Here is a 15,454-nt window from a genome sequence, read left to right on the forward strand (position 1 = left end):
CCGCCCCCCCGCCCCCCCCCCCCGCGCCGCGCCCCGCCCCGCGCGCGACGTCGACGAAGAAGGGATTGCCCATGTCGAGGACGAGCAGCCCCATGATCCGGCTGCGGCCGGCGCGCAGTTGGCGCGCGGACTCGCTGCGGACGTAGCCGAGCCGGTCGATCGCCGAGAGGACCCGTTCCCGGGTCCCGGGCGCGACAGTGTCGGGACGGTTGATGACGTTCGAGACCGTGCCCACGGCGACTCCGGCGGCGCGTGCGACGTCCTTGATACCCACCGGCTGGGCCATCGGACAGGGACCTCCTGGGAGACGGGGGAATGCCTGCACATTATCGTCGGGCCGCCGACGGGCGCCCCTCGCGAGGGGAGGTCACGCGAGGTGGAACACCTCGCCGAGCGGCTTCATCGCCTCGTCGGGCCGGGAGCCGTCGAGGGATTCGAAGAAGGCCCCCATCTCGGCCTGCCAGCGGGCGTTGACCTCGGTGGCCTCCATGCCGGCCAGTGCGGCCGCGAAGTCCTCGGTCTCCAGATTTGGCGTCGGCCGCGGTGAGCGTCGAAACGGCACCGTCCTCTTGGCTCACGACGGACGCCCGCCGAACTGCCAGTTGTGCACCTCGATGTCGGCGTACCGGTCCGGGTTCAGGACGGCGCGGGCCGTGTTCGCGTCAGGGGCGCGCACCAGCGCCGCCGTGCCCAGCCAGGTGGCGCCGTCGTCGGAAAGGAGCGGCCCGTACGCGATCAGTTCGTCCCGCTCGGGCGGCGGCACGAGGTCGGCGGCGTGTCCCGAGCCGAGGCCGAGCACCAGGTACCGGTCGTCGCCCTCCCGACCGCCGGGGAAGTCCCACATGGTCCGTCCGAGCAGGTTGCGCCACCGGCGCAGCATCACGTCCCGGTACATCCCGGCCTGATAGCCCGGCTCGTCGAAGGCGAACGCGCGGGCGGCGGCCGGATCCGGCAGGTCGACGATGTGCACGCTGCCGGTGGGCAGTTCGCGATCGCCGGTGAGCGTCGGGCCGCGGGCGATCATCTCCATCGCGTACCGGTCCATGTAGGACCAGTGGTCTTCCAGCAGCTCACGCCGCAACACCTCGGAGGCGGGCCGGTCTCGGTGGTAACAGAAGAACTCCATGCGCGACAGTCTTCAGCACCGTGCGTCGCGATGGGGAGCCAGACTCATCGAGTCGCCGGTCCTCCGCCGTCGTCGCCGACGAGGTGGAGGAAGCGGTCCGTCAGGGCGAGCAGCCAAGCGGCGCGTTCCGTGGCGATCTCCCGCAGGCGCGCGTTGTCGTTGCGGGCGACGAGATGCCCCATGTAGCGCTCGTTGAAGCCCGCGTACTCCTGGTGCAGGGTCCGCAGCGCCTGCGCCACCCTGCGCTCGGGGGCGCCGGCGAGCCGCGCGAGCGCGGTGGTGTGCTGCTTCCAGCGGCCTTCGACGGCCTGGCGGAGCAGGCCCAGGGTCTGCCGGTCGGTTCCGTTCCAGCGGTGGTCCTTCTCGGCCCGCGCATAGTCGTCCGCGTCCATACCGATGCGCTGGGCCAGCCTCACCGCGGTGAACTTCCCGGCCAGGCGGTGTTCGCGCAGGGATCGCGGTCGCAGCGCCATGAGTTCCGGGACCGCGCACCACAACGCGTCGGCCAGTGCGAAGAGTTCGGACTCCGAAGGCGCGGGGCCGTCAGGACGCGGGGTGGCTCGACACGACCTTTCCCTTGCTGTCGGTGGCGAGGTAGCCGACCGCGTTGTACTCGTTGATGAGATAGAAGAGCAGCGTCGGGCGGTCGTCATTGAAGGTCCAGCCCTTGACGATGACGTAGCGCATGGTCGGGCTCTCGACCTTCAGTTCGCTTTCGCCGCGCTTCATCAGCACGGGAAGGCCGTCCCAGGCCATGGCGGAGACGTCGAACGGCTGCTCGTCGGCCGCGCTGATGGTTCCCCCGGGGCCGGTCTTACGGGCGACCCCGTTGCGGTACTCGTACTCGTCGTAGGTCTTCGACCCGGGCCGGGTCGGGATTTCGGCCAGGGCGTAGTCCTCGTAGATCGTCAGTTCCTTCATCGTCGTCGAACCGCTGACCTCGCGGAACGACTCGATGACGGTACGGGCGTTGGCCGTCGTGAGCAGGGTGCCGCGGGGAGCGGCGGCGGTGCCGGGCTGCGTCGCGGCGGTGCTGGGCCGCGTACCGGTCGCTCGGCTCGGGCCGCTGTCCGTGTTCGTCGGGGTCGCGCCACCCTTGGCGTCGGAGCCCGAGCCGCCGTCGGGGAGCAGGTTCACGACGCCCACGACGGCCACGGTGGCCGCCAGCGCGAGGGAGGCCGCGAGCAGAGCGGCCCGGCGGCGCGGGCGCGGAGGGACGAGAGGCGGTACGGGCTGTGCGGGCGGGCCGAACCCGCCGCCGGCGGCCGGGGAGACGTGGGACGGGACGGTCGGTGTGGGCCACGCCTGCGCGGCGGGCCGGGGCGCGTACGCGGGGTGGGGGTGCGGCGGGCCGAAGGGGCCGGGGGTCGCTTCGGCGGGGGCCCAGGCGCCGGCGTGCGGGGACGCGGCATCGGCAAGCAACTGTTCCAGCCGTGCCCCGTCGGGCCGCGACGCCGGGTCGCGTACGAGGAGTCGGGTGAGGACGGGAGCCAGCGCGCCGGACCTCACCGGTGCGGGGATCGGGTCGTCGAGCACGGCGACCACGGTCGCCAGGCTGGTGGCCCGGCGCAGCGGATGGTGGCCTTCGGCCGCTACGTACAGGAGCATCCCGAGCGACCACAGGTCGGAGGCCGGGTTGCCCTCCTCGCCCCGTACGCGCTCGGGTGCGATGAACTCGGGCGAGCCGATCAGGTCGCCGGTGGCGGTGAGCCGCGACGTCGCCTCGCTGAGCACGGCGATGCCGAAGTCCGTGAGGACGGCGCTGCCGTCGGGGCGGAGCAGTACGTTGGCGGGCTTCACGTCGCGGTGGTGGATGCCGGCGGAGTGCGCGGCGCGCAGGGCCGACAGGACCTCCCGCCCGAGGGTGAGAACCTCGGGGACGGACATCGGACCCTCGGTCAGCCGCTCGTAGACGGAGCGGCCCTCGACGAGCTCCATGACGATCCAGGGGTGCGAGCCGTCCTGGGGTTCGACGATGTGGTGGATCGTCACGACGTGCGGGTTCGAGAGCCGCGCCAGGGCCCGCGCCTCGCGGACGGCCCGTTCGCGCAGTTGCGCGGCGAGTCCGGGGTTCGCTTCCTCGATCGCGGGGTCGGGCGGACGGACTTCCTTGAGGGCGACATCGCGCTGCAGGGCGACGTCGCGTGCCCTCCAGACGGTGCCCATGCCGCCGCTGCCCAGCCGGGAGATCAGTTGGAAACGCCCGTCGACCAGGGGTCTTCGGTCCTCGCTCGCGCTCATGAGCGGTCATCGTATGCGGTGCGGGTGACACGCCCGCCCGAGGGCCGCGCACACCGGCCGGCGACGCCCGGGCGGCTCTTCCTCACGGACGTCCGCGGCGGCTGCCGTGGGTCAACCCACGCCACGGGGGCGGAACTGGACGCTGATACGGGGCCCGACCGCGCGGGTCGTCTTCGGGACCGCGTGTTCCCACGTGCGTTGGCAGGAACCGCCCATCACCACGAGGTCGCCGTGGCCCAGGGGGAGCCGGAGGGCGACGGGGCCGCCGCCGCGGGGGCGGAGGGCGAGGTCGCGGGGGTCTCCGAGGGAGAGGATGGCGATCATGGTGTCGTGTGTGGCGGAGCGTCCCATGCGGTCGCCGTGCCAGGCGACGCTGTCGCGGCCGTCGCGGTACAGGCAGAGGCCGGCGGTGACGAAGGGTTCGCCGAGCTCGGAGGCGTAGTGGTCACTCAGGGACTCGCGGGCGTCGACGAGAGCGGGGTGCGGGAGGGGAGCGCCCTCGCGGTAGTACGCGAGGAGGCGGGGTACGGCGACCACGTTGTCATACATCGTGCGCTCCTCGGCCTGCCAGGGGACGCCCGAGGCCAGCTCGTCGAACAGCGCGTCTGCCCCGTGGAACCACCCGGGGAGGTGGTCGACCCAGGCCCCGCCGTCGAGCGCGACCCGCCGGACGCCAGCCAGCGGGCCGGGCCGGATGTCGGCGCCCTGGTCGAAGAGCGAGCCCTGCAAGCCGGGCATGTGCGGTCGCGGTGCGGTCATGGTTCCAGCGTAAACGAGAAACCGAACGTATGAGCGAATCACGGGGCCGGACCGTCCAGGACGCCGGCGATTCGGTCGCCACCGTCGACGGGCAGATGGCCGGCAAACCGGTCCTCGACCGGGCCCGACGCCTCCTGGCCTGGCACCGGCCTCGCGGGTCACACGTGCAGTCGCTCGCGAATGAGCGTGTCGAGACGCCGCCACGCCGGGGAGGAGGCGTTGACCGTGCCCTGGATGAGGGCGGGGATCTCGGAGCCGGTCTCCAGGTCGGGCAGGTCGCCCGATCCGTACCGTTCTCGGGTCGCCTCGACGATCCGGCGGGCGTGGTCGTCGAGGCGGGGGTCGTCGGCGTCGAGGTCGCGTGCGTGGTCGAAATCGAGGAAGAGCTGCCGCAGTGCGGGATCGGCGAGCATCTCGGCCTGGTCGTGGAAGAGCGCGATCGCGCGGTCCGGGTGGGTGGCGAACACGAGGATCCACAGATCGCGTTGCAGATCCACCCATCGTGGGGTGAACCCCCAGCGGGACAGGTGCTCCAGATGGGCACCGACCTCGCCGGGCAGCGGTGACAGGTCCCCGGCGGCCAGTCGGCGCAGTCGCCCTTGCGTCGCCCGCAGGCCGCGGATGCGCGCCGCTAGCTCGTCCTCGATCTCGCGCAACGCCTCCTGGAACTCCTCGCCGCTCGCCGCTCGCAGGTCCCGGATGCGGGAGAGGGGGACGCCGGCTTCGGCGAGCGTCCGGATCTTGATCAGGTCGATGGCGTCGTTCGCGCCGTACCGCCGGTAGCCGGAGGCGTCACGGCCGGGCTCCGGGAGCAGCCCCTTGTCGTGATAGACGCGAATGGTCTTGACCGACACTCCGACGTACGCGGCCAGCTGCCCGATGGTGATCACCCGTCCATCGTCCCACTTGACCTTGCCCCTGGGGCAGGGTCGCACGATGGCTCCATGACGAACAGGAACATCGATCGGGAAACCCTGCGCGAGCTGGCCGACGAGGGCAACGAGAACGCTCTCGACCGGCTGGCGGACCTTGCCGACGCGGCCGACGACCTCGGTGAGCTGAGTGCGCTGCTGGACGAGGGTTCCACGCGTGCCGGATTCCTCCTCACGCGACGCGCGGCCGCGACCGGCGACCTGCGCGAGCTGCAACGGATCTCCGACGCCGGCTACGACGAGGCCGGGAACGAACTGGACCGGATCCTGAAGGCACCGGGCGACGGAGATCGGGGGTGAGAACGCTCCTTCACTTCGCGGGAGCTTCGTTCTCCCGATGAACGAGGCAGGACGCGACCACCACGAAGGGCCACACGGACTGCATACAGGTCACGAGGCGTTCGGCGACACCGGCGGGGCCGTGGCGGTTGATCTCGACCAGGAACCAGGCCGCGCCGAGACCCATCAGCGCGGTCGCCGCGAGGGCGGGCGCGGGGCGTAGTCCCCACGGTGCGGTTCTGCCGCGGACGGCGGCCAGGACCGGCCACGCGGCCAGCAGCACGAAGCCGACCGCGGCGACCGAACCGTGGCGCAGGGAACCCCCGCTGCTCGGCGCCGGAAGCACGGCCACCACGAACGCCGTCACGCCACCGGCGGCCAGCGCCACCCGTCCGGCGAGCGCGGCGGGACGCAGCCCCCAGGCGGTCAACAGGTGGCAGGCGCCCAGCGCGAGCAGCGCACCGGTCATCACCCAGAACCCCTCGGCCCCGTAGGCGGCCAGGACGCTGATCGTCTGGGTGGCGGGATCGTACGCGGGCCCCTCCATGTCCGCCGAGATCATCCATCCTCCGGCCAGCAGGACAGGGGCACACCCCGACGAGATCAGGGCCCACCTGGGAACGGATCGCATCGGCCCACGGTAAAGCGTGGACCCCATGCCTTCCGGTAGCGACCGATGCCCGGGGCGTCGGGGGCCGTCATCATCGCCCGTTTCCCGGGCAATTGAAGCAGAATTCTCGCGCGATAAGCACCACCTATCGACTCATCGAAAAGCCCTCTTTGACACTCGTCGAGGAAACGGCAGAAGCTTTCTCTCGCAGCCGGATTCGAATATTCGCGGACAATCCCGACCCTAAAGGGAAAGGAACGCCGCGATTTCGGCCGGACAGTGGTGCCGGTCCGTCGGAACCGCGGCAGAGAGAGGCGAACCCCATCATGAGCAGCATCGAGGACCCCGGCGACGACCTCTCGGTCACCCCGCCCAAGACCTGGGCGACCGGTGTTCCCGCCGTGACCCACGCGCTGGAGTACGCCTTGGGGCAGACGTCCGTGCGGCGTACCGCTCTGACTCTGCTGAACATCAACCAGGCCAAGGGATTCGACTGCCCGGGATGCGCCTGGCCGGAGCCCGCGCCCGGTAAGCGGCACATGAACGAGTACTGCGAGAACGGTGCGAAGCACATCGCCGACGAGGCCACCTCGCGACGCGTCACCGCCGATTTCTTCCGCGACCACTCGATCGCCGAGCTGGGCCGTAAGTCCGACTACTGGCTCAACCAGCAGGGCCGGCTGACGGAGCCCATGGTGAAGCGGCCCGGTGCCTCGCACTACGAGCCGATCGGCTGGGACGAAGCCCTCGGCCTCCTCGCCGGGGAACTACGCCGCCTCGACTCCCCCGACGAGGCCCTCTTCTACGTCTCCGGCCGGCTCAACAACGAAGCCGCCTTCCTGCTCCAGCTGTTCGCCCGCGCGTACGGCACCAACAACCTGCCCGACTGCTCCAACATGTGCCACGAGTCCAGCGGCTTCGGGCTCGGGGAGACCCTGGGCATCGGCAAGGGCAGTGTGTCGCTGGACGACATCCACGACTCCGACCTGATCTTCGTCGTGGGGCAGAATCCGGGGACCAATCACCCGCGGATGCTGTCGGCCCTCGAGGAGACCAAGCGCAACGGCGGCCAGGTCGTGGCCGTCAACACGCTGCCCGAGGCCGGGCTGATGCGGTTCAAGCACCCGCAGCGGGCGCGGGGCGTGATCGGCAAGGGCACCCCGATCGCCGACCAGTTCCTCCATATACGCGCCGGTGGTGACCTCGCCCTCTTCCAGGCGCTGAACCTGCTGCTCCTGGAGGCGGAGGACGCCGCTCCGGGCACGGTCCTCGACCGGTCCTTCATCGAATCCGACACCACCGGCTTCGAGGAGTTCACGGAGCACGCCCGCAAGACCCGCTGGGACGACGTCATCGCCGCGACCGGTCTGACCCGAGCGGAGATCGAGGAGGTCCACCGGCGCGTACTGGGCGCCAGGAGCGTGATCGTGTGCTGGGCGATGGGTCTGACCCAGCAGAAGCACGGCGTCCCCAGCATCCGCGAGATCGTCAACTTCCTGCTGCTGCGCGGCAACATCGGCAGGCCCGGCGCCGGCGTCTGCCCCGTCCGCGGCCACTCCAACGTCCAGGGCGACCGCACCATGGGCGTATGGGAGCGGATGCCGCAGGCGTTCCTCGACTCGCTCGGCCGCGAGTTCGACTTCACACCGCCCTCCCACCACGGCCTGGACGCCGTGAACTCGATCCGCGCCATGCGCGACGGGAAGGCCCATGTCTTCGTCGGCGTCGCCGGAAACTTCGTACGCGCCACCCCCGACAGCGCCGTCACCGAACAGGCCCTGCGCAACTGCCGGCTGACCGCGCAGATCTCCACCAAGCTCAACCGCTCCCACACCGTGTGCGGCGACACGGCACTGATCCTGCCGACCCTGGGCCGCAGCGACCGCGACATCCAGGAGAGCGGCGAGCAGTTCTTCACCGTCGAGGACTCCATGAGCGAGGTCCACGCCTCCCGCGGACGCCTCGCCCCCGCCTCCCCGCACCTGCTGAGCGAGGTCGCGATCATCTCCCGGCTGGCCCGGCGCACCCTCGGCGACGCGGTGGACATCCCCTGGGAGCTCTTCGAGCGGGACTACGGCACCATCCGTGACCGCATCGCGCGGGTGATCCCCGGCTTCGAGGACTTCAACGCCCGCGTCGACAGGCCCGGCGGCTTCACCCTGCCCAACCCCGTCAACCAGGGCGTCTACCCGACCCCCAGCGGGAAGGCCGTCTTCACCCGCAACGAGTTCACGATGCTGCGCGCGCCCAAGGGGCACCTCATCCTGCAGACCCTGCGCTCCCACGACCAGTGGAACACCGTCCCGTACGCGATGGACGACCGCTACCGGGGCATCCACAACGCCCGCCGCGTCGTCCTGGTCAACCCCGACGATCTGACCGGCCTCGGCCTCGCCGACCGCGACCTCGTCGACCTCGTCGGCGTCTGGGACGACGGCGTCGAGCGCCGAGCGCCCGGATTCCGGGTCGTGGCCTATCCCACCAGCCCCGGCTCCGCCGCCTCGTACTACCCCGAGACCAACGTCCTCGTCCCCCTCGACAGCGTCGCCGACATCAGCAACTGCCCCACGTCCAAGGGTGTGGTGGTCCGGCTGGAACCGGCGCGCGACTCCGACTGAGCCCACCCGAGCACCGAAAGGACCTGTCCCCATGCCCGCAGATCGCGCCGCGCGCTGTTGGCTTCCGGCGGCGGCCGCGGTGTTCGCCGCCGGGTGGGGTGCGAACCAGTTCACGCCGCTCGCGGTGGTGTACCGGACCCAGGAGCACTGGCCCGCCGTCCCGGTCGCCGCCATGTTCACCGTCTACCTGCTGGGGCTCCTCCCCGGTCTGCTGTTCGGCGGCCCGTTCGCGGACCGGCTCGGCAGGCGGCGCGTGGTGCGGCACGCGCTGGTACTGTCCGCCGCCGCCAGCGCCCTCCTGGCGGCGGCGGGCATGTCGCAGAGCGCCGTGTACGTCAGCCGTCTGGCCACCGGCCTCGCCGCAGGCGTCATCCTGACCGCCGGCACCACCTGGCTGGAAGAACTGTCCTCCGGCGCGAAGCGCCCCGCCGCCGGTGCCCGCCGTGCGACGTACGCCACGGGCGCGGGCTTCGCCGCCGGAGCGCTGACGGCGGGCGTCCTCGCCGAGTGGCTGCCGCGGCCGATGGTGCTGCCCTGTCTCCTCCACACCCTGCTGGCGCTGCTGGTGCTCGGCGCGACCACCGCCGTGCCGGAGACCGCACGGCCCTCCGCGGTCGTGCCGTGGGAGCCGCGGATCGGACGTCTGTGCCAGGCCGTCACGCACCCCCGCTTCGTGCGGGTGGTGCTGCCGGCGAGCCCGGCCGTCTTCTGCGCCGCCACGGTCGCCTATGTCGTGCTGCCCTCGTTGGTCGCCGACCGCGTTCCGGGGTACGCGCCGGTGTTCAGCGGTCTGGTGACGGCGCTGACGCTCGGCGTGGGCATGGCCGTCCAGCCGCTCGCCGACCGGCTGGACCACGCGCACAGCGCGCGGGCGACCCTCGTCTCGATGGTCACCGTGATCGGCGGACTGCTGGTGGGCGCCTGCGCTGTGTACGGGGATTCCGCGGGCCTGGTGCTGGCGGCCGCGGTCCTCCTGGGCGCCGGGTACGGCCTCACCCTCGCCTCGGGGCTCATGGAGATCGAGCGCCTCGCGCCGCCGAAGGCCGTGCCCTCGACGGCGTTCCTCCACCAAGGCGCCACCTACAGCGGCTTCCTGACACCGCTGCTCCTCGCGGTGACCGCGGGAGCGGCTCCCTACCCCGCCCTGCTGGCGGCTCTGGCGGCCGTGGGGCTGGTGTGCCTGGTGATCACCGCGCGGTACAGCCGCCGGAGCCTTCCCTGATGGCGTGGGAACGCGCCGGGACGCGCCGCGGGTCATATCGTCGGCCCACGGACCGGGACCGGCGGCGCCCCGACGGCACGGTCCGGTCTCATCTCCGGGTCCCGTCCGCCGGACCGTCGAACGAACTCAACCGCACGACACCGTCGGAGCAGGGCTTCGGCGAGAGGAGCAGACCATGGGACGAGTGACCGTACGACGGCGGGTGCTGCGCGTTCGGGAGGGGGTGTCCTCGCACCGACCGGACACCCTGGCCGCCGAGGAGCCGATGGAGATCCGGGTCGGCGGGCGCCCGCTCACCGTCACCATGCGCACCCCTGGCGACGACTTCGACCTGGCGGCCGGGTTCCTGGTGAGCGAGGGCGTGGTGCACGCGGCCGCCGATGTGGCGGGGATCCGGTACTGCGCGGGCGGCACGGCCGACGGTGGCAACACGTACAACGTGGTGGACGTCGCCCTGGCCCCGGGCGTCGCCGCCCCCGACGCGTCGCTGGAGCGGAACTTCTACACCACCTCCTCCTGCGGTCTGTGCGGCAAGGCCGGCCTCGACGCGGTGCGCACCACGGCGGCGTGGTCCGTCGCCGAGGACCCGCTGCGCATCGCACCGGACGTGGTGACGGCGCTGCCGGACCGGCTGCGGGCGGCGCAGCGGGTGTTCGACACCACGGGTGGCCTGCATGCGGCCGGGCTCTTCTCCGCCGGCGGTGAGCTGCTGTGTCTGCGGGAGGACGTCGGACGGCACAACGCCGTCGACAAGGTCGTGGGCCACGCCCTGCGGTCGGGTCTGCTGCCGCTGCGCGATGCGGTGCTGATGGTGAGTGGCCGGGCCTCGTTCGAGCTGGTGCAGAAGGCGGTGATGGCCGGAGTCCCGATGCTGGCGGCCGTCTCCGCGCCGTCCTCGCTCGCCGTGGACCTGGCCGAGGAGAGCGGACTGACCCTGGTCGGGTTCCTGCGCGGCGCCTCGATGAACGTCTACACCGGCGCCGAGCGCCTGCAGCCGCTGCCCGTGGCATGACGGCCCCACGGGTCCGGGCGGGTCCGCCGCGCCCCGCGACGTGCGGCCCAGGCTGGCTTTCGGACGAGTGGTCGGGTAGACCCGTAGCGTGCTGTTCCGTCAACTCGAGTACCTGGTCGCCCTCTCCCGGGAGCGTCACTTCGCCCGGGCCGCCCAGGCCTGTTACGTCTCCCAGCCCGCGCTCTCCGAGGCGATCCGGAAGCTGGAGGAGGAGCTGGACGTCCCCCTGGTCCGGCGCGGCCGCAAGTACGAGGGCCTCACGCCCGAGGGCGAGCGCATCGTGGTGTGGGCGCAGCGGATCCTGGCCGACCGCGACGCCCTCAAGGACGAGGTCGGCGCCCTGCGCACCGGGTTGAGCGGCACGATACGGATCGGCTCGGTCCCGACCGCCGTCGGCGCCGTCTCCCTGCTGACCGCCCCGTTCTGCGCCGCCCATCCGCTGGTGACGGTGGAGGTGATAGCGGACCTCCGGTCGCAGGACGTTCTCCGGCAGCTGCGGAACTTCGAGATCGACGCCGGAATCACGTATCTGCACAAGGGTTTCTCGGAGGACTTCCGGTCGGTCCCGCTGTACGAGGAGCGGTACGTGCTGCTGACCAGTGCCGCCGACATGCCCGTGCACCGGGCGACGGCGACCTGGGCGGAGGCGTCCCGGCTGCCCCTGTGTCTGCTGACGGGTGTCATGCAGGGCCGCCAGGTGCTGGACGAGGTGTTCGCCGAGGCCGGGGTGGAGCCGTCGCCCCGGGTCGAGACCGATTCGGTGGCCGCGCTGTTCGCCCATGTCAGGACGGGCCGTTGGGCCAGTGTCGTGCCGCACACCTGGCTGCACGTCTTCGGCGTCCCGCACGGCATGAGGGCGGTGCCGCTGGTCGAGCCGGCGCGCACGGTGCCGGTCGGTCTCGTGGTCACCGCCCGGGAGCCGGGTTCGGTCATGGCCCGGGCCCTGACGGCCGTCGCCCGGCAGACCGATGTCGCCGCCGCTCTGGACCACCTCCCCGGAGATCCCGCGCCCTCCTAGCCGCCTGCCTGCCCGCGCGCCGTCACATCAGTCCGGCCGGCTGCCGAGGTGCCGCAGCGCGGACCTCGCCGCCCCGGCGCCGCACATGCCGTGGGCTCCGGGGCCGGGCGGCGCGGCGGCCGAGCACAGGAACACCCCGGGCAGACCGGTGGCGTACGGGTCGAGTGCCGGGCGGGCGCCGAGGACGAGTTGAGGGATCGTCTTGGCTCCCGTGAGGATGTCGCCGCCCGCGAAGTTGGCGTTGGCGGTGGCGAAGTCGGCGGGTCTGTTGCTCCGCATGCCCACGACGCGTTCCCGTACGCCGGGGGCGAAGCGCTCCAGCTGCCGCAGGATCGCCTCGGTGGCGTCCCCTTCGTAGCCGTACGGAACGTGGGCGTACGTATAGACGGGGTGGACGTTCCCCACCGACCGCGACGGGTCCGCCAGATACTGCTGGCCGACCAGGACGAAGGGGCGCTGCGGCATCCGGCCGGCCGTCACGTCCTTCTCCCCGCGCGCCACCTCGGCGAGCGGCCCGCCGAGGTGCACGGTGCCCGCGCGCCGGGCGTGTTCGTTGGTCCAGGGCACACCGCCCTCGACGGCCAGGTCGACCTTGAACGCGCCGGGCCCGCGACGGAAGCGGCGGTACGCGGTCCGTACGCGGGGCGGGAGGCGGTCGCCGTACACGGACGCGATCTGGCCGGGGTCGAGGTCGAGGAGGGTGACATCGGCGGGCGGGATCTGCGCGGCGTCCGTGATGCGCACGCCGGTGTGGAGGGTGCCGCCGTGCCGCAGGAGCACGGCCGCCATGGCGCGGGTGATGGACTGTGAGCCGCCTTCGGCCACGGCCCATCCGGCGGTGTGGCCGGCGGTGAGGATGCCGAGTCCGATCGCCGAGCTGAGCGGGTGGGACAGCGGGCGGAAGGCGTGGGCCGCGACGCCGGCCCACAGGGCCTGCGCCGTGGGGGTCCGGAAGAGGCGTGCGAGGGCCGCGGCGGGCAGGACTGTGGGCAGCCCGAACCGGGCGAGCAGCAGCGGGTGCGACGGGATCCGCAGCAGGGGGCCCATGACGTCGTCGGCGAGTGCCTCCCAGTGCCGCACCGAGGGCTCCATCAGGGCCCGGTAACGGCTGCCGTCGGCGCCGAGCCCCGCAGCGGTGTCCTCGACGGAGCGCAACAGCACCCCGGCCGTGCCGTCGTCCAGCGGATGCACGCAGTCGATGTCCGGCAGCAGCCAGCGCAGCCCGTGGCGTTCCAGATCGAGCGATCGGAGCGCCGGCGAGGTGACGGCCATGGGGTGGATGGCCGAGCAGTGGTCGTGCAGCAGTCCCGGCAGGATCGCCTCATGGCTGCGGGTGCCGCCGCCGACCTCGTCGGCGGCTTCGAGGACGGTGACCTCCAGGCCCGCCTTCGCGAGCAGGGCCGCGGCGGCGAGCCCGTTGGGACCACCGCCGACGACGACCGCGGACGTCATGAGGCGGCGCCCAGGGGCGGGACGGACGAGGACGGCGTCGTGGATCTCATACGTCCGAGTCTGCCGCCGGAGGGGCCGGCCCTCCAAACAGACCTCCGTGACCGGCAGCTGTCAGCCGGTGACGAGTCCGACGACGAGGTTGATGGCGGTGGCGAGGATGCTGGTGCCGAAGAGATAGGACAGGAGCGAATGCCGTAGCACCACCGCGCGGATCGTCCCACTCGATACGTCGGTGTCGGAGACCTGATAGGTCATACCGAGGTTGTAGCTGAAATAGAAGAAGTCCCGGTACGCGGGCGGCTGATCGGAATTGAAGTCGATCCCTCCCCCTGGATTCCCGTAATAGAGGAACGCGTAGCGGGTGGCGTACATCAGGTGAAGCGCCGCCCAGGCCATGAACACGCCGCTGAGCGCGGTCGCCGCGGCGGCGTGACCGGTGTCGGTCCCGCCGCGCAGGAGCAGGACGACGATGCTGCCCAGTCCGCACAGGGCGACCGCGACGATGACGACCTCGTCCGTCACGGGCCGGAAGTCCTCGCGCCGGGCTTCGCGCCGGGTGGTGGCCGCGTCCAGCGGCCACATCTGGATCCAGCCCGCGACGACGAACCCGGTCTCCGTCACGGCGATACCGGCGAGAACGCCCAGTGGTACGTCGACCAGGACACCGATGACCACGCCCGTCACCACCCCGACGGCCACCGAGCCGAAAAGCCGGGAAACCGCGGACTGCGGCAGCCAACGTCTCATGGGCCGTCACATTAGCGGCGCCCATATGGTCCGCCGGGTCCGCCGGGCCGCGATTTGCCGGACTCCCCACGGAGTGCGGTAATTGAATTGCCTGGACGACCGATTCGCCCGCGTATCACGGGAGCAGGAATGACCGGTGGACCCGAGCCCATCAGCGACGTCGCTCTGCGGGCGCTGCAGCAGGAACTCGCCGACTTGCGCGCCGAACGGGATTCGGCGGCCGCGACCCTGCGGGGCGAGGATCCGGTCGGCGACCGGGCGGACGAGGCGGACGAACTGCAGCGCGCCTCGGAGGTCGCGCGTCTGGACAGGCACATCGCCGAGATCGAGGGCCGGATCCGGGAGGCGTCCGTCGCGGGGGCACCGGCGACGGATGTGATCGGGGTGGGCAGCAGCGTCACCGTACGGTTCGCGGACGGGACGGAGTCGACCCTGCAGGTCGGCGAGGTGGCCGAGGAGCTGGACCTGACCCTGGTGACCGCGGACAGCCCGCTCGGGCACGCGCTGCTCGGTCACCGCGCCGGCGACACGGTGACCTACCGGGCGCCCGATGGCCGCACGACCGCGGTCGTCCTCTCCCTCGGCGACATCCACGGCTCGTCGTAGCGCGCTCGCGACCGCTTCAGGACGTGAGCACGACGACCGCCTCGTCCGTGTACGTCAGGAAGGTCAGCGTCTCCTGGAAGTACAGCTCGATGCCCTTCGCGTCGTGCGCGGTGTAGCCGATCGCCAGGTCCTGGCCGAGGAGCAGCTCGAAGTCCCCGCCCCGGGTGGACAGGACGAACGCGCCGCGCAGGGCCGGCGCCCAGATCGGGTCGCCGCCCAGGATCCGGCCCAGGTGCGCCGCGATGGGGTAGCCGTGGTCGGAGGTCTCGCTGACCGCCGTGTACGCGTCGGCGCCGAGCAGCAGCGCGTACGGCCCGTCGACGCCGGCCAGGCGCAGCGATGTCAGGGCCCTGCTGATCGCGTCGGGGTAGTCGCGCGCCTCGGCGGGCAGGGCCAGCTCCGGGTTGGACGTCCGCGACCGCAGCCCTTCGATGCCCGCCGCCGCGTACCCGTCGAAGACGGCGCGGTCCTCCGCGAAGGCCATGGCGCGTGCCGCGTCCTTCACGGGCTGCCAGTCGGAGTCGTGCGAGCCGCGCTCGACATCGTCCACGGCGGCCCGGCTCACGGTGAACGGAACGCGCAGTTCGACCAGTCGGCGTGCTTCGCGCAGCCGCGCGGTGACACCGGGGGCGGGCGGGTCGATCTCGTCGAGGTGTCCGGTGCCGGCGGCGGCGAGCCCCGGGCCCGCCGGGTCGGGGACGTCGACGACCCGGCGACCGGCGACGTGGCGCCGGAAGGTGCGGCGCGCCTCTTCCTCGATCTCGGCCCAGGCGGCGGGGGTGATCGGGGCGAGTTCGCGGTGCAGGTTGTCGGGGACGGCGGGGTTCGTCAT

General features: G+C 72.1%; 16 protein-coding genes and 1 pseudogene. 6 read left to right on the forward strand and 11 right to left on the reverse strand.

Annotated features, from left to right (window positions below; genetic code table 11):
- The 7 genes and pseudogenes from ACFVZW_RS09305 to ACFVZW_RS09335 form a co-directional block, all read right to left on the reverse strand.
- A partial coding sequence (locus ACFVZW_RS09305) for a LacI family DNA-binding transcriptional regulator (RefSeq protein WP_384519037.1) occupies positions 1-286 on the reverse strand: 286 nt, incomplete at its 3' end.
- Positions 287-367: 81 nt separating this feature from the next.
- Positions 368-526, reverse strand: a pseudogene (locus ACFVZW_RS09310) (L-rhamnose mutarotase); the annotation flags it as partial.
- A 48-nt stretch (positions 527-574) separates the two neighbouring features.
- Positions 575-1,126 (reverse strand): YciI family protein, encoded by a 552-nt coding sequence (locus ACFVZW_RS09315; protein ID WP_384519040.1) that lies wholly within the window; start codon positions 1,124-1,126, stop codon positions 575-577.
- Positions 1,127-1,170: 44 nt separating this feature from the next.
- Positions 1,171-1,599, reverse strand: a complete 429-nt coding sequence (locus tag ACFVZW_RS09320) for a hypothetical protein (protein WP_384519042.1) — start codon at positions 1,597-1,599, stop codon at positions 1,171-1,173.
- 70 nt (positions 1,600-1,669) lie between these two features.
- Entirely contained in the window at positions 1,670-3,367 is a 1,698-nt protein-coding gene (locus ACFVZW_RS09325; RefSeq protein WP_384519044.1) for a serine/threonine-protein kinase, read from the reverse strand.
- 111 nt (positions 3,368-3,478) lie between these two features.
- Positions 3,479-4,126 (reverse strand): alpha-ketoglutarate-dependent dioxygenase AlkB, encoded by a 648-nt coding sequence (locus ACFVZW_RS09330; RefSeq protein ID WP_384519047.1) that lies wholly within the window; start codon positions 4,124-4,126, stop codon positions 3,479-3,481.
- Positions 4,127-4,284: 158 nt separating this feature from the next.
- Positions 4,285-5,016, reverse strand: coding sequence for a MerR family transcriptional regulator (locus ACFVZW_RS09335; protein WP_384519050.1), 732 nt, complete (start codon positions 5,014-5,016; stop codon positions 4,285-4,287).
- 54 nt (positions 5,017-5,070) lie between these two features.
- On the opposite strand from ACFVZW_RS09335, the gene ACFVZW_RS09340 reads away from it, so the two are divergent.
- On the forward strand, positions 5,071-5,358 hold the full coding sequence (locus ACFVZW_RS09340) for a hypothetical protein (RefSeq protein WP_384519053.1): 288 nt from the start codon (positions 5,071-5,073) through the stop codon (positions 5,356-5,358).
- A 10-nt stretch (positions 5,359-5,368) separates the two neighbouring features.
- Here the strand turns inward: ACFVZW_RS09340 and ACFVZW_RS09345 are convergent, their stop codons facing one another.
- Positions 5,369-5,968, reverse strand: a complete 600-nt coding sequence (locus ACFVZW_RS09345) for a DUF998 domain-containing protein (RefSeq protein WP_384519055.1) — start codon at positions 5,966-5,968, stop codon at positions 5,369-5,371.
- A 305-nt stretch (positions 5,969-6,273) separates the two neighbouring features.
- On the opposite strand from ACFVZW_RS09345, the gene ACFVZW_RS09350 reads away from it, so the two are divergent.
- The 4 genes from ACFVZW_RS09350 to ACFVZW_RS09365 all read left to right on the forward strand — a co-directional run bounded on the left by ACFVZW_RS09350 (position 6,274) and on the right by ACFVZW_RS09365 (position 11,817).
- Positions 6,274-8,565 (forward strand): FdhF/YdeP family oxidoreductase, encoded by a 2,292-nt coding sequence (locus tag ACFVZW_RS09350; protein ID WP_384519058.1) that lies wholly within the window; start codon positions 6,274-6,276, stop codon positions 8,563-8,565.
- Positions 8,566-8,596: 31 nt separating this feature from the next.
- Positions 8,597-9,787 carry an MFS transporter gene (locus ACFVZW_RS09355; protein WP_384519060.1) on the forward strand — a complete coding sequence of 397 codons (1,191 nt, stop codon included), beginning with the start codon at positions 8,597-8,599 and terminating at the stop codon, positions 9,785-9,787.
- Between the two features lie 175 nt (positions 9,788-9,962).
- Positions 9,963-10,799: a formate dehydrogenase accessory sulfurtransferase FdhD gene (fdhD, locus tag ACFVZW_RS09360; RefSeq protein WP_384519063.1), complete on the forward strand. Its 837-nt coding sequence runs from the start codon at positions 9,963-9,965 to the stop codon at positions 10,797-10,799.
- An 88-nt stretch (positions 10,800-10,887) separates the two neighbouring features.
- Positions 10,888-11,817 carry a LysR family transcriptional regulator gene (locus ACFVZW_RS09365; protein ID WP_384519065.1) on the forward strand — a complete coding sequence of 310 codons (930 nt, stop codon included), beginning with the start codon at positions 10,888-10,890 and terminating at the stop codon, positions 11,815-11,817.
- A 27-nt stretch (positions 11,818-11,844) separates the two neighbouring features.
- Here the strand turns inward: ACFVZW_RS09365 and ACFVZW_RS09370 are convergent, their stop codons facing one another.
- Both ACFVZW_RS09370 and ACFVZW_RS09375 read right to left on the reverse strand, forming a co-directional pair.
- Positions 11,845-13,314 carry a phytoene desaturase family protein gene (locus tag ACFVZW_RS09370; RefSeq protein ID WP_384519167.1) on the reverse strand — a complete coding sequence of 490 codons (1,470 nt, stop codon included), beginning with the start codon at positions 13,312-13,314 and terminating at the stop codon, positions 11,845-11,847.
- 66 nt (positions 13,315-13,380) lie between these two features.
- Positions 13,381-14,016, reverse strand: a complete 636-nt coding sequence (locus tag ACFVZW_RS09375) for a DUF1345 domain-containing protein (protein WP_384519068.1) — start codon at positions 14,014-14,016, stop codon at positions 13,381-13,383.
- A 129-nt stretch (positions 14,017-14,145) separates the two neighbouring features.
- On the opposite strand from ACFVZW_RS09375, the gene ACFVZW_RS09380 reads away from it, so the two are divergent.
- A complete protein-coding gene (locus tag ACFVZW_RS09380; RefSeq protein ID WP_384519070.1) occupies positions 14,146-14,622 on the forward strand; it encodes a GreA/GreB family elongation factor in 477 nt (158 codons plus the stop codon).
- 16 nt (positions 14,623-14,638) lie between these two features.
- On the opposite strand, the gene ACFVZW_RS09385 is transcribed toward ACFVZW_RS09380, so the two are convergent.
- The gene (locus ACFVZW_RS09385) at positions 14,639-15,454 is read right to left on the reverse strand and encodes a family 1 encapsulin nanocompartment shell protein (RefSeq protein ID WP_384519073.1); all 816 of its coding nucleotides are present in this window, start codon (positions 15,452-15,454) and stop codon (positions 14,639-14,641) included.

The organism is Streptomyces sp. NPDC059567 (assembly GCF_042735655.1).
Taxonomy (GTDB): Bacteria; Actinomycetota; Actinomycetes; order Streptomycetales; family Streptomycetaceae; genus Streptomyces.